19 protein-coding genes are annotated in these 20,469 nt (G+C 59.7%); 8 read left to right on the plus strand and 11 right to left on the minus strand.

The annotated features are described in order from the left end of the window. Positions 1–139: 139 nt before the first annotated feature. Positions 140–328, minus strand: a complete 189-nt coding sequence (locus BLQ41_RS12880; RefSeq protein ID WP_017337097.1) for a hypothetical protein — start codon at positions 326–328, stop codon at positions 140–142. A gap of 351 nt (positions 329–679) precedes the next feature. Between BLQ41_RS12880 and BLQ41_RS12885 the strand changes: the two genes are divergently transcribed. The 4 genes from BLQ41_RS12885 to BLQ41_RS12900 all read left to right on the plus strand — a co-directional run bounded on the left by BLQ41_RS12885 (position 680) and on the right by BLQ41_RS12900 (position 4,879). Next, the gene (locus BLQ41_RS12885; RefSeq protein ID WP_090181387.1) at positions 680–1,516 is read left to right on the plus strand and encodes a CvfB family protein; all 837 of its coding nucleotides are present in this window, start codon (positions 680–682) and stop codon (positions 1,514–1,516) included. 46 nt (positions 1,517–1,562) lie between these two features. Continuing rightward, complete coding sequence (locus tag BLQ41_RS12890; RefSeq protein WP_090181389.1) at positions 1,563–1,955, plus strand: DUF2177 family protein; 393 nt, start codon at positions 1,563–1,565, stop codon at positions 1,953–1,955. A gap of 380 nt (positions 1,956–2,335) precedes the next feature. After that, a complete protein-coding gene (locus BLQ41_RS12895) occupies positions 2,336–3,781 on the plus strand; it encodes an NCS1 family nucleobase:cation symporter-1 (RefSeq protein ID WP_090181391.1) in 1,446 nt (481 codons plus the stop codon). A 165-nt stretch (positions 3,782–3,946) separates the two neighbouring features. Then, entirely contained in the window at positions 3,947–4,879 is a 933-nt protein-coding gene (locus BLQ41_RS12900; protein ID WP_090181393.1) for a DMT family transporter, read from the plus strand. Here BLQ41_RS12900 and BLQ41_RS12905 read toward each other — a convergent pair. Beyond that, a complete protein-coding gene (locus tag BLQ41_RS12905; protein ID WP_090181394.1) occupies positions 4,824–6,005 on the minus strand; it encodes an MFS transporter in 1,182 nt (393 codons plus the stop codon). The two genes, BLQ41_RS12900 and BLQ41_RS12905, sit on opposite strands and share 56 nt — an antisense overlap. A 103-nt stretch (positions 6,006–6,108) precedes the next feature. Here BLQ41_RS12905 and ptrR point away from each other — a divergent pair, with 103 nt between their 5' ends. Together ptrR and BLQ41_RS31115 are read left to right on the plus strand one after the other, a co-directional pair. Beyond that, entirely contained in the window at positions 6,109–7,002 is an 894-nt protein-coding gene (gene ptrR / locus BLQ41_RS12910) for a putrescine utilization regulator PtrR (protein WP_090188520.1), read from the plus strand. 139 nt (positions 7,003–7,141) lie between these two features. After that, a complete protein-coding gene (locus BLQ41_RS31115) occupies positions 7,142–7,270 on the plus strand; it encodes a PA1414 family protein (RefSeq protein WP_007914492.1) in 129 nt (42 codons plus the stop codon). 88 nt (positions 7,271–7,358) lie between these two features. Here the strand turns inward: BLQ41_RS31115 and BLQ41_RS12915 are convergent, their stop codons facing one another. The 6 genes from BLQ41_RS12915 to speB form a co-directional block, all read right to left on the minus strand. Continuing rightward, positions 7,359–7,610: a phosphopantetheine-containing protein gene (locus BLQ41_RS12915; protein WP_090181396.1), complete on the minus strand. Its 252-nt coding sequence runs from the start codon at positions 7,608–7,610 to the stop codon at positions 7,359–7,361. A 55-nt stretch (positions 7,611–7,665) separates the two neighbouring features. Continuing rightward, entirely contained in the window at positions 7,666–8,391 is a 726-nt protein-coding gene (locus BLQ41_RS12920; RefSeq protein ID WP_090181397.1) for an MBL fold metallo-hydrolase, read from the minus strand. A gap of 85 nt (positions 8,392–8,476) precedes the next feature. After that, on the minus strand, positions 8,477–9,856 hold the full coding sequence (locus BLQ41_RS12925) for a sodium:solute symporter (protein ID WP_090181399.1): 1,380 nt from the start codon (positions 9,854–9,856) through the stop codon (positions 8,477–8,479). A 192-nt stretch (positions 9,857–10,048) separates the two neighbouring features. After that, positions 10,049–11,560 (minus strand): purine-cytosine permease family protein, encoded by a 1,512-nt coding sequence (locus BLQ41_RS12935; protein WP_090181402.1) that lies wholly within the window; start codon positions 11,558–11,560, stop codon positions 10,049–10,051. Between the two features lie 54 nt (positions 11,561–11,614). Continuing rightward, entirely contained in the window at positions 11,615–12,037 is a 423-nt protein-coding gene (locus BLQ41_RS12940; RefSeq protein WP_090181403.1) for a YybH family protein, read from the minus strand. A 10-nt stretch (positions 12,038–12,047) separates the two neighbouring features. Further along, positions 12,048–12,998: an agmatinase gene (gene speB / locus BLQ41_RS12945; RefSeq protein ID WP_090181405.1), complete on the minus strand. Its 951-nt coding sequence runs from the start codon at positions 12,996–12,998 to the stop codon at positions 12,048–12,050. A 335-nt stretch (positions 12,999–13,333) separates the two neighbouring features. Here speB and BLQ41_RS12950 point away from each other — a divergent pair, with 335 nt between their 5' ends. Further along, the gene (locus tag BLQ41_RS12950) at positions 13,334–14,227 is read left to right on the plus strand and encodes a LysR family transcriptional regulator (RefSeq protein WP_007945995.1); all 894 of its coding nucleotides are present in this window, start codon (positions 13,334–13,336) and stop codon (positions 14,225–14,227) included. A 4-nt stretch (positions 14,228–14,231) separates the two neighbouring features. Further along, positions 14,232–14,828 (plus strand): tRNA-uridine aminocarboxypropyltransferase, encoded by a 597-nt coding sequence (locus BLQ41_RS12955; protein ID WP_090181406.1) that lies wholly within the window; start codon positions 14,232–14,234, stop codon positions 14,826–14,828. Between the two features lie 138 nt (positions 14,829–14,966). Here the strand turns inward: BLQ41_RS12955 and BLQ41_RS12960 are convergent, their stop codons facing one another. From BLQ41_RS12960 to BLQ41_RS12970, 3 genes are read right to left on the minus strand one after another with little or no spacing between them, the layout of a single operon-like run. Next, positions 14,967–16,346, minus strand: coding sequence for an HlyD family type I secretion periplasmic adaptor subunit (locus BLQ41_RS12960; RefSeq protein ID WP_090181407.1), 1,380 nt, complete (start codon positions 16,344–16,346; stop codon positions 14,967–14,969). A gap of 9 nt (positions 16,347–16,355) precedes the next feature. After that, positions 16,356–18,515 carry a type I secretion system permease/ATPase gene (locus BLQ41_RS12965; RefSeq protein ID WP_090181409.1) on the minus strand — a complete coding sequence of 720 codons (2,160 nt, stop codon included), beginning with the start codon at positions 18,513–18,515 and terminating at the stop codon, positions 16,356–16,358. 19 nt (positions 18,516–18,534) lie between these two features. Further along, positions 18,535–19,893, minus strand: a complete 1,359-nt coding sequence (locus BLQ41_RS12970) for a TolC family outer membrane protein (protein WP_090181410.1) — start codon at positions 19,891–19,893, stop codon at positions 18,535–18,537. Positions 19,894–20,469 lie beyond the last annotated feature (576 nt).

Genomic DNA, 20,469 nt, shown 5'->3' on the forward strand with positions numbered 1-20,469 from the left:
CATACCGGCGAATGCTCGGCATTGAGGGCCGTTCGTCGATTTTTGAAAATTAGATGGGTTTTACGGGGTGTTACGGGGAGGGTTCCAGTCCAAGCGCTTCGAAGCTCAAAGCGCTTATGGACCAGTTAACGCAGGGTGTTTACTTCTTGCCCAGCGTAATCTGCTTGGACGGGCCGAACGTCTGGCCGCTGACGCCTTTGGCAATTTGCTGGATCTCGCCGCCGGACTTGAGGAACGCAGCAATCTGGTTGTTGATCGATTCGCTGGTTTCAACGGCTGGAGCTGGCTTTGCTTTGCTGTTGGATGCTTTTACACGCATGGCGGCCATTAACCTGTAGAAAATTAACTTGGCCAGGCATCGTACAGGAAATACTTGACAATTGCTTGGCAAATATCCCCTCAAAATACACATCGTAGGGCGTATTTATTCGCCGATTATTATTCGAAATAAGCCCCTAAGCCGCTGTTTTAAATAAGAACGAGGGTGAGGGAATTCAGCCGTTTGATCGGGCGAGGAGGGTAGAAATCGTCTGTACGGTCAGACGAGCGGCCGGCCGCAGCCGGCAGAACCCAAGGAAATCAAGGCGTTCAGAAGAAATTCCGCTGTCACCGGGCTGGCCACGGAAACGCCGCGCGCAAAACCGGGTAGAATGTCGCCCACGCAATGAGGGTATTGGAAATGGCTTTAGTCGGGCGTTACAACAGTTTGCAAGTGGTTAAACACACTAACTTCGGTTTATATCTGGACGGTGGCGCGGAAGGCGAGATCCTTCTGCCTAATCGTTATATCCCCAAAGATATTCCCAGCGAAGATGAAGATTGGCTCAACGTTTTTATTTATCTGGACAGCGATGACAAACTCATCGCAACTACCGAAAAGCCGAAAGTTCAGGTCGGTGAATTCGCCAGTTTGAAAGTCGTTGAAGTCAACAGCATCGGTGTTTTCCTGGATTGGGGTCTGCCGAAGGATCTGCTGCTGCCGTACTCCGAAGAAAAGCGCCAGATGACGGCCGGCGAGTATGTCGTGGTGCACGTTTACCTCGACAAACACACCCGCCGCATCACCGCGACGGCGCGTCTGGATCGCTACCTGGACAAGACCCCGGCCAATTACACCCCCGGTCAGGAAGTTGATTTGCTGGTGGCCGAAGCGACCGACATGGGCTTCAAGGCGATCATCAACAACAAGCACTGGGGCCTGATTCACAAGAACGAAATCTTCAAGTTCATGCGCGCCGGTAAAGAAGAGAAGGGCTTTATCAAAGAAGTCCGTGCCGACGGCAAGATCAGCCTGAGCCTGCAACCGGTCGGCGAAGAAGCGGCCACCAGCCTCAATTCGAAGATCCTTGCCAAGTTGCGTGAAAACAACGGCACCCTGCCGGTCAGCGACAAGAGCGACCCGACCGTGATCACCAATCTGTTCGGCGTCAGCAAAGGCAACTTCAAGAAGGCCATCGGCGCGCTGTACAAGAATGGCCAGATCGTCATTCATGCCGATCGCATTGAACTAAGCTGACCTCGCATCGGCCCCATGCAGGTCGATGGCATGGGGTTGAGCGGTTATGAAGAAATCATTGTGGGCATACGCTGGCACCTTGCTGGCGTTTCTCGTGCTCGACGGCCTCTGGCTTGGCGTGTTGATGGCGCCTACTTATCGGGCGCTGCTCGGTTCGCTGATGCTCGATTCACCGCTGCTGGCCCCGGCAGCGTTGTTCTACCTGCTCTATGTATTTGGTTGCGTGGTGTTCGTGGTGTTGCCGGCGAAGTCTTGGCGACATGCCTCGGCGTTGGGCGCGTTGTTGGGGCTAGTGGCTTACGGCACGTATGACTTGAGTAATTGGGCGACGCTGCATGGGTGGTCGGCACAGTTGGCGTTGATGGATATGGCCTGGGGTGCTTTTGCTACCTGCATTGCATGCACTGTTGGGTATTGGGTTACGCGCAAGGTGCTGTAATCCGGGTTGCCTGCAAAGACGCCTTCGCGGGCAAGCCCGCTCCCACAGTGGATTTGTGGTTCGCCGAAGATGTGATTAACGGCGAATATTCCTGTGGGAGCGGGCTTGCCGGCGATTTGACTGCGCAGCAGTCATTCCCTCCGCAGTTGTATACACATAAATTTGCACTGTATGCAGGCATTCATGCCCTGTTCATGGGCATTCTCGATACTAGCCTCTACCCAAGACCTCTCTCTTGTTAGCGTGAAAGCCATGCTTCGTCACATATTCAATGCCTATGGCACGCATTCTGCGTAGCAACTCGTATACAAACCATGCCAGCTCCCGTGTGCAGTGTGGTTGCTGCATCAATTCCGGGGGCTGTTTCGAGGAGCCCCGCGATGACCGAGCAAGTGCCCAACGGCTACAGCCCCCGCCTGTATAACGAGGATCTGGGGCCGCTGCCGCAGAAATGGAATTGGTACAACATCTTCGCTTTCTGGATGAGCGATGTGCACAGCGTCGGCGGTTATGTGTTCGCCGCCAGCCTGTTCGCCCTGGGCCTGGCCAGTTGGCAGGTATTGATCGCGTTGCTTGGCGGGATCTGCATCGTGCAACTAATCGCCAACCTGGTGGCCAAGCCGAGCCAACAAGCGGCGGTGCCATACCCGGTGATCTGTCGACTGGCCTTCGGCGTGTTCGGGGCGAATATTCCTGCGGTCATCCGCGGACTGATCGCCGTGGCCTGGTACGGAATTCAGACGTACCTGGCGTCCAGCGCCTTGATCATCGTTGTGTTGCGATTCTTTCCTTCAATGGCGGCCTACGCCGAACCGCATTTTGCCGGTTTGTCCTACCTCGGCTGGTTCGGTTTCCTTAGCTTGTGGTGTGTCCAGGCGTTGGTGTTCTGGGCGGGCATGGAGTCGATCCGGCGTTTCATCGATTGGGCAGGGCCGGTGGTGTATGGCGTGATGTTTATGCTCGCTGGCTGGATCGTCTGGCAGGCCGGCTGGAGCAACATCAGTTTCACCCTCGCGGAAAAATCCCTGTCCGGCTGGGAAGCATTCGGACAAGTGATTGTCGCCACGGCGCTGGTGGTCTCGTACTTTTCCGGCCCGACCCTGAATTTCGGAGACTTCAGTCGCTACTGCCGGAGCATGAAGGACGTGCGGCGTGGAAATTTCTGGGGCTTGCCGGTGAATTTTCTCGCTTTCTCCCTGGTCACGGTGGTCATCGTTTCCGGCACGTTGCCGGTGTTCGGTGAAATGCTGCACGACCCGATCGCCACTGTGGCGCGCATCGACAACAGCGTTGCCGTGCTGCTCGGCGCCTTCGCCTTTGTCACCGCGACCATCGGCATCAACATCGTCGCCAACTTCGTGTCCCCGGCGTTCGATTTCGCCAACGTTGCCCCGAGCAAAATCAGCTGGCGCGCTGGCGGGATGATTGCGGCGGTGGCCTCGATCTTCATCACCCCGTGGAACCTGTTCAACAACCCCGAAGTGATTCACTACACCCTCGACGTGCTGGCGGCGTTCATCGGTCCGCTGTTCGGGATTCTGTTGGTGGATTACTACCTGATCAAAAAGCAGCAGATTGACGTCGATGCGCTGTTCGATGATGGCCCCAGCGGTAAGTATTACTACAGCGGCGGGGTCAATTGGACGGCGGTCAAAGCGCTGATTCCTGCAACCCTCACGGGCGTGGCCATTACCTTTACCCCTGTGCTGCAACCGATGGCGAACTTCGCCTGGTTCACTGGCTGCTTCCTCGGGGGCGCCCTGTATCTCTTGCTGGCCTGGCGCGAACAAACCCAGCAAACCACGGCCGTGGCCGCCGCCGGATGACGCAATCGGGAATTTAAAGGTCCCGTTCAGGCGGCAATTTCTGGGCATCTGGTTAATAATCGACAGCATAATTTTTCGCCCCGGCGATGCTTTTGAACAAGCACGCCGGGGCTTTGCTTTTTACTGTCGAGTCACTGCCATGGATTGTGTTGTCGAGGTGTTCCGGTGAGCGCCACCCGGCGTAGCGCCGATGGATTTGCCCTGCAAGTGATGATCGGGTTGTGCCTGATCTGGGGCGTGCAACAGGTCATGATCAAGTGGGCGGCGCCCGATATTGCACCGGTGATGCAAGCGGCGGGGCGGTCAGGTATTTCCGCGTTGCTTGTAGGACTGTTGATCTGCTGGAAGGGCGGCTGGGATCAGGTCGGTAGCACTTGGCGTGGCGGGTTGCTGGCGGGAGCATTGTTCGGACTGGAGTTCTTCTTCATCTCCGAAGGTTTGCAACTGACCACGGCCGCGCACATGTCGGTGTTCCTTTACACCGCGCCCATCTTCACCGCGTTGGGCGTGCACTGGCTGCTGCCCAGTGAGCGTTTGAGGCCGGTGCAGTGGCTGGGGATTTTCCTCGCGTTCGTCGGGATCGCCGTTGCCTTTGCCGGCGGCGTGTCCTGGGACAACCTCGATCACCGCATGTTGATGGGCGATGCGTTGGGCGTGCTGGCGGGTGCCTCCTGGGGAGCGACCACAGTGGTGGTGCGTGCCTCGCGACTGTCGGAGGCGCCCGTCACCCTGACCCTGTTTTATCAACTGATCGTCGGATTCGTCGGCCTGCTGCTGATCGCGGTGCTCAGTGGCCAGGTCACCCATGTCAGCCTGACCACCTTGGCGGTGGCGAGCGTGCTGTTTCAGGGATTGGTGGTGTCGTTCTTCAGCTACCTGACATGGTTCTGGCTGCTGCGCCGTTACCTGGCGGCGAACCTGGCAGTTTTTTCGTTCATGACGCCGCTGTTCGGCGTCACGTTCGGCGTGGTGCTGCTGGGTGAGGAATTGAGCCTCAACTTCATCATCGGCGCCGTGCTGGTGTTGCTCGGCATCACCTTTGTCAGCGCTGAGCAGTGGGTGCGCCGTCGTTTGCGCAAAGCCCTTGGGCAGCACTGACCGGGCGCAGTAACAGCCCGCCGGCGATGAGCAGGCCGCTGCCGGCGAATACCAGCGCTGGCGCCAATCCGCCACTGAAGTGGCTGCTCAGCGCCGCCAGCAACGGCCCGCAGAGCTGGCCCACGGCAAAGCACGCGGTCAGCAGCCCGGCATTGCGCTGGGTGGCGTGGGGCGCCAGCTCCCGGGAGCGTTGCATCACCAGTTGCATGCAGGCCAGGAACGGCGTGCCGCACAGGATCACCCCCAATGCCAGGCCCGGACCGCTGCCCAACAGGCAGGCGAAAACCCCGGCCGCCTGAAGCCACAATGTCGTTATCAACCAGTGACGCGTGCCATTCGCGGTTTGCCGACGCAGGCTGACCAGCACCACGCCGATGGCCGACGCCAGGCCGAAGCACGGCCAGAACAGGTCGGCCTGCCATTGGCCATGAAACTGTGCGCTGGCCATTTGCGAGAGGAACGTGGCCGGGATGATGTAGCCCAAACCGTACAAACCGTAGATCAAGCCCAAACGGCCGATGCCTCGATTGCCCGAAGTGGCGGCGTGTTGCACGGTGGGCGCACTCGCGCCAGGTTGCGGCAGAAAAGGCAGAATCCCAAGCAGCATCGCCAGCCCCACACCGGCATACACCAGCCACAGGGTGGCAGAGGTCTGCCCCAGCAGGTTCGAGCCCAAAGCCAACAACCCTGTCAGAAAAATCCCCAGACCCGGTCCGGCAAATACCAGAGCACCCAGGCGTGGACGTCCGGCCGCTGCGGCCAGTGGCTGGCTCAACGCCGTAATCATCACCAACACCCACGCGCTGGCGACGCCGGTGCCGAAGCGCAACACCAGGTGCGACCAGAAACCGTTGGCCCAGAACGACGCCAAGGTCAGGAGTACGCACAGCCACAAACCTCCCAGCAGACGTCGCCGGACCTGCTCGGGACGACGGGAGAACATCGCATCCACGGCGCCGACGAAGTAGCCAAGATAGTTGGCCGCAGCAATCAGACCGGCGGCGGTCAGGTCGATCTGACCTTCGCTGAGCAAGTGCGGCATTTGCGGGGTGAGGGCGAAACGCCCGATGCCCATGGCCATCATCAGGGCGATAAAACTGGCGGACAAGCGGATCAGAGGGGACATGGTCTGAGTTCCAGCAGAGGATCAATGACCGTCAGGCTAGGACTGATTGACTTTCTTTAAAAATGAATAATAGTGAGGAACTTGTTCTGAATTGGAGAAGATCGTGGAATTCAGCCAATTACGGATCTTTCAGGCTGTCGCGCAGGAGGGCTCGATCACCCGCGCCGCCGAGCGTTTGCATCGGGTGCCGTCAAACCTGTCGACCCGGCTCAAACAACTTGAAGAGCAACTGGGCGTAGAACTTTTCGTCCGCGAGCGTCAGCGTTTGCAGTTATCGCCTGCCGGAAAAGTCCTTCTGGACTACACCGCCAAGCTGTTCGCCCTGCGTGATGAAGCCAGTGCGGCGGTGCAGGGCGGGCAACCGGCCGGGGATTTTGTGCTGGGCACCATGTACAGCACGGCGGCGATTCATCTGCCTGGGTTGTTGGCGCGTTATCACCGCACGTACCCGGCGGTGAACCTGCAGGTGCAGTCCGGGCCCAGCGGCGAATTGCTCGAAGGCTTGCTTACCGGTCGTCTCGATGCCGCGTTGGTGGATGGCCCGCTGGAGTTGGCGGGCCTGGACGGCGTGCCATTGTGCGACGAACGGTTGGTGCTGATCAGCGAGGCCGACCATCCGCCGGTGCGTAGCGCGCGGGATGTGGAAGGCCGGTCGGTGTTCACCTTTCGTCAGGGTTGTTCGTACCGGATGCGTCTGGAGGCCTGGTTTGCGCATGACCACGCCGCCATGGGCCGGGCGATGGAGATCGAGTCCTATCCGGGGATGCTCGCCTGTGTGATTGCGGGTTCAGGGGTGGCACTGATGTCGGAGTCGATGCTTGCCAGCCTGCCGGGCCGCGAAAGCGTGGCGGTACACCCGTTGGCCGAACCATTTGCCAGTGCAACCACCTGGCTGATGTGGCGCAAGGGCATGGTCGGGGCCAATCTGAATGCCTGGATCGAACAGCAGCAAGCGGTCTATCCATCGACAGCGTTTGAGGATCAGGCGATTGCTTGAACTAATGGTCAAGTATTTTGTTCAATTCAGTAACAGATCATTGCGGATTTGGACGAGCAATACGTAGGACTTCGGACTATTATCAGTGCGAAGCGGCTACAGAATTCCGGTCGCTCGGCACTACCCTGAAGGGGGCACCATGAAAGAGAAAATCCAAAACTGGCTGCACGATCTGGGTGTTGCACTCGGTTTGATCGAACCGCCTTTGCAACCTGTGCCTATTCGTACTGACGACGAACAACGCCGACGCCAGCAGCGCCGCCGGTAACGCGGCGCAAGTAGTGTTTGTCGCCGCTGCCGAGCCCGCTAGGCCGCGTTCGGCGGCGCAGACGCAAATCCAATAGTGTGGGCGGACTTCAATGCCGCCCGATCTCGATCAAAAACCGACTCAGGTCATTCGCCGTCCGGGCGGTCTTGAGCATCTGGTCTTCTTCCGCCGTAAACGCCGTCAACCCCAGCTCATCTTCCAAATGGAAGATCAACTCTTCGATTTCCTCTTTATCCAATCCCAACTGCGCCAGGCTGGCGTTGTCGTCGAAGTCATCCTGACTTTCCAGCAGGCGGCTGATAAAGCGATGCACGGCGGCGCGAACGGCGGCTCTTTTCATGGCTGTTCTTCGAGGGCGTTATTGTTGTTTTCCCTGACGTTGAGTACAGCAGGCTTCAGGCATGTGAGCGCTGCCACTCGTCAATCATCGTGCGCAGATGCTCCCCGGAAAAACTGCCGAAATGCCCGCCGTGAACCGTGCGGATCGGCAACTCGCGCAAGCGCTGCAGGCTGCGGGCGTAGTCGTCGAGATCGGAGTGGTAGGCGTCTTCGATCAGCGGGCCGTCGTAGATGATGTCGCCGCTGAACAACGTTTCGGTCGCCGCTTCATACAGGCTGATGCCGCCGGGTGAATGCCCCGGTGTGTGCAGCACTTGCAGCACGCGATTACCGAGATCCAGCACGTCTCCTTCTTCAATCATGCCGGTGGCCGGTGCTGCTTTGACCCGGTATTCGGCGTAGCACAACGGACAGTCCGGGTGCGCCTCGAACATGTCGTCACCGACAAACGCCGTGCTCAGGGTGTTCTCGCCATCGGGTGCGGCAAGAATCTGGGCTTCGGCCGGATGCACCAGTCGTTCGGGGAATTCGTGATGCCCGGCAATGTGGTCGAAATGGCAGTGGCTGGCCACCGCCACCAACGGCCGCTCGGTGATCCACGGCAGTTGCTCGCGCAGGCTCACCAACCCGGACCCGCTGTCCAGCAACAGGTCTTTGTCGCGGCCCTGAATGTGCCAGAGATTGCAGCGGTAGAAGGGCCGGATGTAAGGCTCGTGAATCAGCCGAATGCCGTCACTGAGCTGTTTGACTTCGAACCACTGGTCGCGGCTGACGATCTTCATAAGCAGTTTCCTTCAGGCGAAAAAAAACGGGTGTGGCAACCGACGCCACACCCGTCGAAGAAAGCATCAAGTCGTTATATTCAGCTTAGGCGGGGCTGGCCACGGCTGCCGGGCGCGGGGACAGCAAGCTGACCAGCACGAAGCTCACCAGGCCGACGCCGAGGCTGTAGTAGATCGGGGTGTTGGCGTCCAGACCGTCTTTGAACATGAACACCAGCGCGGTAGCGAAGCCCATGCCCATGCTGGCGATAGCGCCGGCGGTGGTTGCGCGCTTCCAGAAGATCGCACCCATCAGCGGGATCAACATGCCACCGACCAACAGGTTGTAAGCCAGGGTCAGGGCGCTGATCACGTCGTTGACCACCAGCGCGATGCCGAGCACAACGATACCGGTCAGCAGGGTGAACAGGCGGTTGATGCCCAGGCTCGACTGTTTACCGCCACGCAGTTTCGGCAGCAGGTCTTCGGTCAAGGTGGTGGCAGCGGCGAGCAGGCCGGCGCTGGCGGTGGACATCATGGCCGCCAGTGCAGCCGCGATCACCAGGCCACGGATACCGTCCGGCAAGGACAGTTTGACGATGGCGGCGAAGGCGTTGTTGACGTTGTCCAGGTCCGGGATCAGCACGTGAGCGGCCATGCCGATCAGGGCGCAGGCCAGTCCGTAAAGGATGCAGTAGAACCCGGCGAAGGTACCGGCGTACTGGGCGACTTTGGCAGACCTGACGGTGAACACCCGTTGCCAGATGTCCTGACCGATCAGGATGCCGAAGAAGTAGATCATGAAGTAGGTGATGATGGTGTCCCAACCGATGGTGGTGAAGCTGAAGGCGGTTGCCGGCAGTTTCAGCACCAACTCATCCCAGCCGCCGACGCGATACAGGCAGATCGGCAACAGGATGAACATCAGGCCTACGGTCTTGATCACGAACTGGACGATGTCGGTCAGGGTCAGGGACCACATGCCACCGATCGCCGAGTAGATCACCACGACGCCGCCACCGAGCAATACCGAGACCCAGAACGGCAGGCCGAACAGCACTTGCAGAACCGTGCCGATCGCCAGGATCGAAGTCACGCCGATCATCAGCGCATACGCCAGCATGATCGCCGCGCTCGCGGAGCGGGCCATCGGGTTGTAGCGTTTTTCCAGCACCTGGGTAACGGTGTAGATCTTCAGTTTCAACAGCGGTTTGGCGAGGAACAGGTTCAGCGCCACGATCCCGCAACCCAGTGCGGCGCAAAGCCAGAAACCGGAAATGCCGTGGACGTAGCCCAGGCGTACGGTGCCGACGGTGGAAGCGCCGCCCAGTACGGTGGCGGCCATGGTACCCATGTACAGGCTCGGGCCGAGGTTACGCCCGGCGACCAAAAAGTCTTCGTTGGTCTTGGCCTTACGCATCCCGTAGTAGCCGAGTATCAGCATTGCGGCTGCGTAGATGAGTACGACGAATAAATCCAGTGCCATGTTGGCGTGTCTCCGATTGTCTTTTTTATGGTGAAGCGAAAAATAAAACCCTGTGGGGACAATCAATTCCTGTGGGAGCGTGGCTTGCCCGCGAAGGGCGTATCGCGGTCCGTCAGACAGACCGCGTCATCGTTCTTCGCAGGCAAGCCTCGCTCCCACAGGTCATGCGTTGGCCACAGGTATTGCGTTTGATCAGGCGACTTGTCGAGCCGCCGATTTACCGAGCGAATTGGAACCCTTGCTGCGTGCATCCTGCGGGCCGAACACTTCCCGTGATTCCGGGAACAGGCTGAGCAACGTCAGGTACACCAACGACGCCAGGCCGAGGGTGACCGGCAGGCTGATGTCGATGCCGCCCGCCAGATCGCCCAGCACGCCCACGAACTGCCCCGGCAGGTTCACGAAGCACAGACCCACCAGTGCGCTCGGGATCCAGGCACCCAGGCCACGCCAGTTCCAGCCGTGCGTGAACCAGTAACGACCACCTTTCTCGCCGCGCGTGAACACTTGCAGGTCATCCGGGCAATAGAAGCCACGACGCACGACCAGGCCGATGATCATGATCACCATCCATGGAGTGGTGCAGGTGATGATCAGCACGGCGAAGGTCGACACGCTCTGCACCAGGTTCGCCGCGAAGCGACCGATGAAGATGAACGCGATCGACATCACACCGATCAGCAACGTCGCCTTGACCCGCGACAGTACCCGAGGGAACACGCTGGACATGTCCAGCCCGGTGCCATACAGCGACGTGGTGCCGGTGGACATGCCGCCGATCACCGCAATCAGGCACACCGGCAGGAAGAACCAGCTCGGCGAAACAGCCAGCAGACCGCCGACGTAGTTGTTGGCCGCGATGTAGTCCGGCGCCTTGATCGCCACGATGGTGGCGGTGGCCAGGCCGAACAGGAACGGGATGAAGGTCGCAACCTGCGAGATCACCACCGCCGCCATGATCCGGCCTTTGGGCGTCTCACGAGGGATGTAGCGCGACCAGTCGCCGAGGAACGCACCGAAGGAAATCGGGTTGCTCATCGCCACCAGCGCAGCGCCGATAAAGGCCGCCCAGAAGCCCGGTTGGCCCATGCTCACGGTGCCGGCGTAGTTCACATCGAAAGGCCCGGCGAAGGCGAAGATGCCCAGCAGGAACAGCAAGCTGGCGCTCCACACGGCGATCTTGTTGACCCACAGCAGGAAGCGGAAGCCATAGATGCAGACGGTCAGCACCAGGATCGCGAACAGACCATAGGCCAGGCCCAGGGTCAGGTCGGTTTCCGGCAGGCCGATCAAGCGTTTTGCACCACCGATCAGCGCATCACCCGAACTCCACACCGAGAGCGAGAAGAAGGCGATGGCGGTCAACAGCGACAGAAACGAACCGACGATTCGCCCGTGCACGCCGAAGTGCGCACCGGAAGACACGGCGTTGTTGGTGCCATTGATCGGGCCGAACAGGCCCATCGGCGCGAGGATCAGCGAACCCAGCAACACACCCAGCACAATCGCCCAGACGCCGGCCTGAAAAGACAGGCCGAACAGCACCGGGAAACTGCCGAGCACGGCGGTGGCAAAGGTATTCGAACCACCGAAGATCATCCGGAACAGGTCCGTCGGGCCTGCGGTACGTTCGTTGTCCGGGATCTGTTCCACCCCGTAGGTTTCAATTTGCGTAAGGCTTTGGTCTTTGTTGTTGTTATTCATGATCAGCTCCGATCATAAAGGCGCGCTCATCGTGTGTGAGCGTCACCTGTTTGGCTAAGGGGTTGGCAGCCCTTCCGGCATCGCGGACAAATGTTCGTGGCAGGCCAGCCATAGGCCTTGTTGTTCTTGGCCAGACGCTTGTTTCTTGAAAACAATCGTCTCGCGCTCCTGGCTGAAGTGTTGTTCCCCCTGCATGCGCAGCTCGGTGGCGACGTCATGGATAAAAATCGCTACATCACCCTGCAAGCTGACGAAGGCGTTGCTCGAGGTGCACGAGAGCACCTCGAAGCCATCCTCCGAGCGCCAGGTGTCCCACAACGCCTGATAGGCATCGCGCGACAGCAAAGGCTGTTCGAGGGTGTAAAAGACGAAGCTGGCATCGGCGCTGAAGGCGCCGAAGTAGGCTTCGCGATCGTTGCGGGCAAACGCCGACACCAGGTCGGCGGCGGCTTTCAGAACCTGATCACGTTCGTTCATCAACCATCCCTCAGCGGTGGGTCACGCCAGGCAGTACGCAGAGCATTTCGTACAGCAAGTTGGCGGCCAACAGCGAGGTGTTGCCGGTGGTGTCGTAAGCGGGCGAGACTTCTACCAGATCGCAGCCGATCAGGTCGAGGCCTTGGCAGCCACGAACGATTTCAATCGCCTGAATGGTCGTCAGGCCACCGATTTCCGGGGTGCCGGTGCCGGGCGCCCACGCTGGATCGATGCCGTCGATGTCGAAACTCAGGTACACCGGACCGCCGCCGACCTTCTCGCGAACTTCAGCCATCAGCGGGGCCAGGGATTTGTGCCAGCATTCTTCGGCCTGAACCACGCGGAAGCCTTGTTTACGGCTCCAGTTGAAGTCTTCAGAGGTGTAGCCCTGAGCGCGCAGACCGATTTGCACCACGCGATCGCAGTCGATCAGGCCTTCTTCGGCCGCGCGACGGAACGTGGTGCCGTGGGCGATTTTCTCGCCGAACATGTGATCGTTCACATCAGCGTGAGCGTCGATGTGCACCAGGCCGACTTTGCCGTGCTTCTTGTGAATGGCACGCAGGATCGGCAGGGTGATGGTGTGGTCGCCACCCAGGGTCAGGGGGATCACATTGTGTTCGAGGATGGCGTCGTAGGACTCTTCAATGATCCGTACGGCGTCCAGCAGGTTGAACGTGTTGATTGCCACGTCGCCGATGTCGGCCACCGACAGCGAGTCGAAGGGGGCAGCACCGGTCGCCATGTTGTACGGACGGATCATGACCGATTCAGCGCGGATTTCGCGAGGTCCGAAACGGGTGCCCGGACGCAGGGAGGTGCCGATGTCCAGCGGGACACCAACGAAAGCAGCATCCAGACCGGCAGCGGTTGGCAAATGGGGAAGGCGCATCATGGTGGCGATGCCGCCGAAGCGCGGCATTTCATTGCCGCCCAGTGGTTGGTGAAGAATCTTGTCCACAGGAAAGGCCTCATCGTCGTTGTTTTATTTATGTCGGTTGCGCAGGTCTGGACAGACACAGGCACCGTTGTGGGGCGATTCTGCGAAATGTAGTGCACGGGAAGAATCGCTACGGGCAAATACTTAGTTCAGATTTTTCTAAACTAATGGCGACGACGGCGATAGACTCCTGCGCTTAAGACGATCCTGTAGGAGCTGTCGAGTGAAACGAGGCTGCGATCTTTTGACGTTGATTTTTTAAAAACAAGATCAAAAGATCGCAGCCTCGTTTCACTCGACAGCTCCTACAGAGCTCTTACGCAACGCAACGATTTCGCTGGTTTTTGGAGAACCCCATGGCCAACGCTTTACCCGATCTGAAACTATTACGCATCTTCGTCAGCGTGGTTCGCCATCAGGGGTTTGCCAACGCCCAGCAAGAGCTCAACCTCTCGACTTCGGCCATCAGCACCTACATGAGCCAGCTCGAAGCCGCGCTTGGCCTGGTGCTCTGCCATCGCGGTCGCGGCGGGTTCAGCCTGACCAGCAAGGGCGAGTTGTTCCATCAGGAAACCCTGCGCCTGCTCGGCGAGCTCGAAGGGTTCGAGCAATACGCGGCGGCGCTCAAGGGCGAACTGCGCGGCACCTTGAACCTCGGCGTGATCGACTCCACCGTCAGCGACAAGGCCTTGCCTTTCGCCGAAGCCATCGGCGCCTACAGCCAGGAGCACCCGGCGGTGCACTTGCACCTGTCGGTCATGAGCCCCTACGAATTGCAGCTCGGCGTGCAGGACAACCGCCTCGACCTGGCCATCGGGGCGTTTTCCACGCGCATGAGTGGCCTGGTCTATATGCCGCTTTACCGCGAGCAGCACTGGTTGTATTGCAGCAGCCGGCATCCGCTGTTCACCGAGCGGCGCATCCCAGAACAAGTCATCACCCAGCAGCGCATGGTCGGCCGGGGCTATTGGAGCCAGGCTGAACTGGCACGCCACGGTTTCAAGCACAGCGCCGCGACCGTGGAGAGTATGGAGGCGCAACTGATCCTGGTGCTGTCCGGCGCCTACATCGGTTACCTGCCGGAGCATTACGCCCAGGCGTGGGCCGACAAGGGCGATTTGCGCGTGTTGCTGCCGGCGACCTTTGGTTATCAGGCGCCGTTCTCGATGATCGTGCGCCGTGGCCGCAGCCGCGAACCGTTGATCCAGACTTTCCGCGATCTGCTTAAAGCACAACTGAATCAGGCTTGAGAACATGTCCAGAGCCCAATGTCCGCGCTGCCTGCGCCCACAATCCCATTGCCTGTGCCCACTGATCCCCAGCCTCGACAGCCGCACGCGGGTGCTGTTGTTGCAGCATCCGAGCGAGGTGAACCATGCGCTGAACACCGCGCGATTGGCGGCGCTGGGCTTGAAGAATGCCGAGTTGGTGGTGGGCGAGGTATTCGAGGATCTGCCGGCGTTGTTGAATCAGTCGGGTTATCAGGCGCGTTTGTTGTTTCCGGCTGACGATGCGCAACCGTTGCAGGCGTACACCGCGAGCGAGGAGCCGCTGTTGCTGGTGGTCCCGGACGGCACCTGGCGCAAGGCGCGCAAGATATTGCACCTCAACCCGTTGCTGGTGGCGTTGCCGAGGGTGACGCTGGCGGACGGCGGCGTGTCGCGATATCGGCTGCGCAAGGCGCCGGGGCCGGGGGCGTTGTCGACGGTGGAGGCGATAGTCCAGGCGTTGCAGACGCTGGAGGCGCCGACGACGTTCGAGCCGTTGTTAAAACCGTTCGAGGCGTTGATCGAGGGGCAGATTGCGGCGATGGGGGAGGAGACCTTCCAGCGTAACCATGGGCCGAAATAGGTGGTGACGCTGATGGCCTCATCGCGGGCAAGCCCGCTCCCACATTTGATCGCATTTCTTCAGGAAGAACTCGGTCACCTGTGGGAGCGGGCTTGCCCGCGATAGCGGTAGCAAAATCAAAGAAAATCCCAGCAGAGACTACCTTTCCCGCATCGCCTCAGTCCGGGCTTTCAACACGGGTTTAAGCAGGTAATCCAGCACGCTTTTCTCACCGGTAATGATATCGACCGTTGCCACCATCCCCGGAATGATCAGCAACGGCTTCACATCCCCGCCCAAGTGATTCTTGTCCGTGCGCACCTGAATCAAATAAAAGCTGTTGCCCTTGTCATCGGTAATCGTGTCCGCCCCGATCAACTCGAGCTTGGCGCTCAGCCCGCCATAAATCGTGTAGTCGTACGCACTGAACTTGACCATCGCTTTCTGCCCCGGGTGCAGAAACGCCACGTCCTGCGGCCGCACCTTGGCTTCGATCAGCAGGTTGTCTTCCAGGGGCACGATTTCCACCATGTCACTGCCGGGCTGGACCACGCCGCCGATGGTGTTGACCTTCAGCACCTTGATAATTCCGTGCACCGGCGACACCACCGTGGTGCGGCTCACGCGGTCGTCGATGGCGATGCTCGACGCGGTGATTTTCGACAAATCGGTGCGTTTTTCATTCAGCTCTTTCGCCGCGTCCGAGCGGAAGGATTGTTCCGATTCGTCAATCTTGCTCTTGATCTCGTTGATCGCCGATTCGGCCCGGGGAATCGCCAGCGTCGTCGCATTCAACGAGCCGCGAATTTCCACCGCGCTGCGTTTGAGGCGCAGGATTTCCACCGGTGACACCGCCCCGGTGCCCACCAGCGGCGCAGACATGTTCATCTCTTGTTGCAGCAGCGCCAGGCTTGAACTGAATTGCCCTTGTTTTGAGCGAAACTCCGCCAGTTCCTGGGTTTTCTGCCGCAGTTGTTCACTGAGCGTGCGCTGTTCACTGGCCAGTCGGCGCTGGCGTTGTTCATAAAGCGAGCGCTCGTCTTCGGCCACTTGCGGCGCCTTGGCGATCACTTCGGGCGAGAGCTTGAACGGCCGGCCTTCCGCTTCCGCCGAAAGACGTTCGACTTGCGCCGTCAGCGCGTAACGATCCGCTTCACTCTCGCCCTTGTTCGACAGAAACCGCGTGTCATCCAGGCGCAGCAAAGTGTCGCCCTTATTCACCATTTGTCCTTCTCGGACAAAGATCTCGGTGACGATGCCGCCCTCCAGGTTCTGGATCACCTGCACCTTGCTGGATGGAATCGCCTTGCCTTCGCCCATGGTGACTTCTTCCAGCACCGCAAACTTGGCCCAGACCAGGGCCGCAATAATCAGCCCGGCAGCCAGCCAGACGGTGATCCGCGAACCACGTGGAGAGTCCTGCAATGAAGCGCCAGCGGTTTCCGGCATGAACTCGCTCTCGGCGGTTTTGCCGAAGCTGCCGAAATAGCCGCGCGACTTCGATTCAGGGAGCGACGCGTCGGAAGATGAACGGGCCATGGTGAGCTCCTAGACAGCCGCAGAGCCGACACGGCCCTTGCGCAGTGCATCGATGACCGCTTCTTTCGGACCGTCGGCCACGATCCGCCCGTTGTCCAGCACCACCAGCCGATCCACCAGGCTGAACATCGAGGTGCGGTGGGTCACCAACAACAAGGTTTTGCCCTGGACCCAGCCGTGAAGCTTCTGCCGCAAGACGTCTTCGCTGCTGTTGTCCATCGCGCTGGTCGGTTCGTCTAGCAGCATGATCGGCGGATCGAGCAACAACGCCCGGGCCAGCAACACGGCTTGACGCTGGCCGCCCGAGAGCAATTGGCCGCGTTCGCCCACCGGCCGGTCGAAGCCTTGTGGATGCTGGCGAGCCAGCTCGGTGACGCCGGTCAATTCAGCCACCTCAAGCATCCGCGAGTCGCTGATGTAACGCGCTCCGAGGGTCAGGTTGTCGCGCAGGCTGCCGGCCAGCAGCGGCAGGTCATGGGCGACGTAGCCGATTTGCTGGCGCAGGTCGGCGACATCGAGTTGGCGCAGGTCCAGGCCATCGAGCAGCAGTTGGCCTTCCTCCGGGGCATAGAACCCCATCACCAGCCGCGCCAAAGTGCTTTTGCCCGAGCCGCTGCGACCGATGATGCCGATCCGTTCGCCCGGTTTGACGCTGAAGCTGACGTTGGCCAGTGCCGGCGCATTCTGGCCGTTGTAGTGGAAGGTCACGCCGCTGACGTCCAGTGCACCTTGCAGTTGCGTGCGCTCCAGCGGTCTTTGTTTGGCGTCACGCTCTTGCGGCAACGACATCAGCGCGTCGGTGCTTTTCATGGTCAGTTGCGCTTGCTGGTAGCGGGTGATCAGACCGGCGATCTGCCCCAGTGGCGCGAGTACGCGGCTGCCGAGCATGTAGGTCGCCACCAGCGCACCGACACTGAGGTTACCGGCGATGATGCTGTAGACCCCGGCGACGATGGTCGCCATGCCGGAGAATTGCTGGATGAACAGCGTGCCGTTGGTGGCCAGCGCCGAGAGGTTGCGCGCATGGCTGTCGAGGCGGGTGAGGGCGCCGTGGGTGCTTTCCCATTTGTGCTGGCGTTCGCTTTCGGCGCTGCAGGCCTTGAGGGTTTCGAGGCCGCCGAGGGTTTCGACCAGCAACGCTTGGCGTTCCGCGCCCAGGCTCAGGCTTTTCTGCACGGTGTCGCGCAGGCGCACCTGAATCACCATGGCGAAAATGATCGTGATCGGAAATGCCAGCAGCGGAATCACCACCAGCCAGCCGCCGAGCAAGCCGATCACCACCAGCATCAGCACGGCGAAGGGCAGGTCGATCAGGCTGGTCAGCGTGACCGCCGTGAGAAACTCACGCAGGCCCTGAAAGTCATGAATGCTCTGGGCGAAACCACCGATGGTCGCCGGCCGTGCTTTCATCGCCATGCCGGTGATGCGTTCGAACAAGGTCGCGGAAAGAATCACATCGGTTTTCTTCCCGGCAGTGTCCAGCAAGTGCGCGCGAACTACCCGCAACACCAGTTCGAAACCGGTGCCGATCAACAGACCGATCGATAGCACCCACAAGGTCGACGTGGCCTGGTTCGGCACCACCCGATCATAGGTCTGCATCACGAACAACGGCACCATCAACCCCAGCAGGTTGATCAGGAAACTCGCCAGAATCGCATCGCTGTACAGCCATTTCGACAGCTTCAACGTGTCGCGAAACCACGCCTCCACGCGCGGCACCAGTGGCGAGCGCAAGTCTTCGAGTTCGTGACGTGGCCGGGCGAACAAGGCCTGGCCACTGTAATTTTCAGCCAGTTCCTCACGACTGACCCATTGTTCACCGCCGTCGGCTTCGCTGGGCAGGATCAACAGCCGGCCGTCGTCGCCAAAACGTCGCAGGATGGCGGTGCGCCCGTTATTGAAAATCAGCATCACCGGCAGGTTGAGCGCGGAAATATCCGCCAGTTCACGGCGCAGCAAACGCGCCTGCAAGCTGGCCCGAGCCGCTGCGCGCGGCAACAGGTCCAGGCTCAGACGCTGTTTGTTCAAGGGCAGTCCGGCGCTCAGGCTGGCGCGACTGACCGTCGCGCCGTGGAGTTTGCAGAGGATCAACAGACCGTCCAGAAGCGGGTCATCGAAGCTCAGGCGCGGATCAACTCCGATGTTGCCGGGTTCCATGCTGGTCACATTGATCGCTCCGGTTGAGCTATTTCAGTTCAGGCAAGCGCGCTTCGTTTTTCACTTCGGAAGAGGCGATCGCATCAGCGGGCAGCACCACGCGTTGTTTGCTCAGCAACTGGCCCATGTTCGCCAGCACGCGGTACATCGAGAATTCCTCGATGTACCGCACTTCGGTGTAGCGGCGATTGGCGTTGTAGAGCTCATTTTCACTGTCGAGCAAGTCGAGGAGGGTGCGTTGGCCGAGGCCGAACTGATCCTGATACGCCACGCGAACGCGTCGGCTGGTGTCAGCGTATTCGCGGGCGGTCGGGGTTTGTTTCTTGGCGTTGACCATGGCGTTCCAGGCCAGGTGGATGTTTTCGTTGAGTTGGCGCAGGGCATTGTTACGAATGTCCATGGCCTGGTTGATCTGGTGCGCGTCGGAGGCCAGGCGCGCCTTGTCGCTGCCACCGCGAAACAGGTTGTAGTTCATCACCACACCCGCGCGCCACTCATTGTCGTGACCGATATCGCCTTGCACGTTGTTGTTGGCGCCCACCGCCGCTTCGGCGTCGAAACGTGGGTAGAACGGCGACTTGGCGACTTCGTACTGGCTCTCGGCCGATTGCACATCGGCCTGCGCGGATTTCAGGTACGGGTTGTTTTCCACCATGCTCTGCTGGGCTTCCGGCAGGGTGGCGGGCAGCTCGCCACGGATCGAGGGCGGTGTTTCGAGCTCATCGGGCATGCGCCCGGTGACGGCGTAGAAATTCGACTCGGCGTCCGCCAGATCGACTTCGGCGGTGTCGAGGTTGTTTTGCGCCAGCGCCTTACGGGCTACCGATTGGTCGGAGTCGGCGTTGCTGCCGACGCCACGCTGGGTGCGCAGGCCGATCTGGTCGTTGACCCGCAAGTGCGCCTGCAGGTTGTTCGTGGCCAGGGTCACCAGTTCACGACGCTTGAGCACTTCGAGGTAGACCTCGATGGTGCGCAATGCCAGATCCTGGGCGGTGCCTTGGGCGTAATAGGCCCGGGAATTGACCACGCCTTTGGTGCGTTCAACCTCGTTGGCGGTGTTGAAACCGTCGAAGAGCATTTGCCGCAGACGCAGCTCTGACTGGGTGTAGGTGAGGGTTTCGGTGTTGTGATTGCCTAACGCCCGGGTGTTGGTGTTATCGCTGTACCCGCGCCCGTAGGCGGCGTTCAGATCAACTGATGGATAAAAGCCTCCCTTGGCAACTTTCACTTGCTCATCGGCCGAGAGGCGGCTGTCAACGCGCGACGCCAGCTCTGGGTGGGTCGCAATGGTGCTTTGAATCGCCTCGGTCAATGACATGGCTTGAGCCTGGGATGTACAGGCCATGGCCAGCAGAATTGCGCTGCATAGGGGGTTTAAAACGCGCATGGGTACATCTCCCTGAGTCCTGATGGTGCTTTATCGATCGCCAATTATTTGACGACTTTATAGGTGAAACCGTTTCACTCTTGTAACAACAGAGCTAAGAACATTCTAGAGAATAGCTAAGAAATTTTTTTCATAAGCCTTATGCCAAAAAAAACTTATGCGCTCTGCCAAATCCAGCACATTGTTCACTCCGAAAGCCCTTGATTTAGGAGCCTTAGGGAGCTTCTCGGGACTTGGAAAAAGTTCCATCCACTTATCGACATAGGGCGGAGAAGTGCTGAAGGGGAGGGAAGCGAACGGTTTTGGGGTGACGGTTTTTTGTCACTCTGTTGCTTCAAAATCGTTACGCATCGTTCACGGAGCAGGTTGACCCGGAACAGAACTTCAATGTCATTGATTGCATTGAGGTTTAAAAAAAATCCGGTCACTTCGCCCGTGAACGAGACGCTTGGCGAGACGATCGCCCGGGCAGCGGCTTACTCAGGTAAACGCACCCGGCAGGCGATCCGCCAGGTCACCTGCTTGAACCATGAGCACATTCTTCGCAAACAACAGGATGCCGACAGCTGTTGGCAG

Origin of the sequence: Pseudomonas arsenicoxydans (genome assembly GCF_900103875.1) — a bacterium.
In the GTDB taxonomy this organism is placed as follows: domain Bacteria; phylum Pseudomonadota; class Gammaproteobacteria; order Pseudomonadales; family Pseudomonadaceae; genus Aquipseudomonas; species Aquipseudomonas arsenicoxydans.

Excerpts from the sequence above, each read along its gene's own strand:
- BLQ41_RS12880 (WP_017337097.1), bottom strand. The coding sequence starts at position 328 with ATGGCCGCCATGCGTGTAAAAGCATCCAACAGCAAAGCAAAGCCAGCT.
- BLQ41_RS12885 (WP_090181387.1), top strand. The coding sequence starts at position 680 with ATGGCTTTAGTCGGGCGTTACAACAGTTTGCAAGTGGTTAAACACACT.
- BLQ41_RS12890 (WP_090181389.1), top strand. The coding sequence starts at position 1,563 with ATGAAGAAATCATTGTGGGCATACGCTGGCACCTTGCTGGCGTTTCTC.
- BLQ41_RS12895 (WP_090181391.1), top strand. The coding sequence starts at position 2,336 with ATGACCGAGCAAGTGCCCAACGGCTACAGCCCCCGCCTGTATAACGAG.
- BLQ41_RS12905 (WP_090181394.1), bottom strand. The coding sequence starts at position 6,005 with ATGTCCCCTCTGATCCGCTTGTCCGCCAGTTTTATCGCCCTGATGATG.
- BLQ41_RS31115 (WP_007914492.1), top strand. The coding sequence starts at position 7,142 with ATGAAAGAGAAAATCCAAAACTGGCTGCACGATCTGGGTGTTGCACTC.
- BLQ41_RS12915 (WP_090181396.1), bottom strand. The coding sequence starts at position 7,610 with ATGAAAAGAGCCGCCGTTCGCGCCGCCGTGCATCGCTTTATCAGCCGC.
- BLQ41_RS12920 (WP_090181397.1), bottom strand. The coding sequence starts at position 8,391 with ATGAAGATCGTCAGCCGCGACCAGTGGTTCGAAGTCAAACAGCTCAGT.
- BLQ41_RS12925 (WP_090181399.1), bottom strand. The coding sequence starts at position 9,856 with ATGGCACTGGATTTATTCGTCGTACTCATCTACGCAGCCGCAATGCTG.
- BLQ41_RS12935 (WP_090181402.1), bottom strand. The coding sequence starts at position 11,560 with ATGAATAACAACAACAAAGACCAAAGCCTTACGCAAATTGAAACCTAC.
- BLQ41_RS12940 (WP_090181403.1), bottom strand. The coding sequence starts at position 12,037 with ATGAACGAACGTGATCAGGTTCTGAAAGCCGCCGCCGACCTGGTGTCG.
- BLQ41_RS12950 (WP_007945995.1), top strand. The coding sequence starts at position 13,334 with ATGGCCAACGCTTTACCCGATCTGAAACTATTACGCATCTTCGTCAGC.
- BLQ41_RS12955 (WP_090181406.1), top strand. The coding sequence starts at position 14,232 with ATGTCCAGAGCCCAATGTCCGCGCTGCCTGCGCCCACAATCCCATTGC.
- BLQ41_RS12960 (WP_090181407.1), bottom strand. The coding sequence starts at position 16,346 with ATGGCCCGTTCATCTTCCGACGCGTCGCTCCCTGAATCGAAGTCGCGC.
- BLQ41_RS12970 (WP_090181410.1), bottom strand. The coding sequence starts at position 19,893 with ATGCGCGTTTTAAACCCCCTATGCAGCGCAATTCTGCTGGCCATGGCC.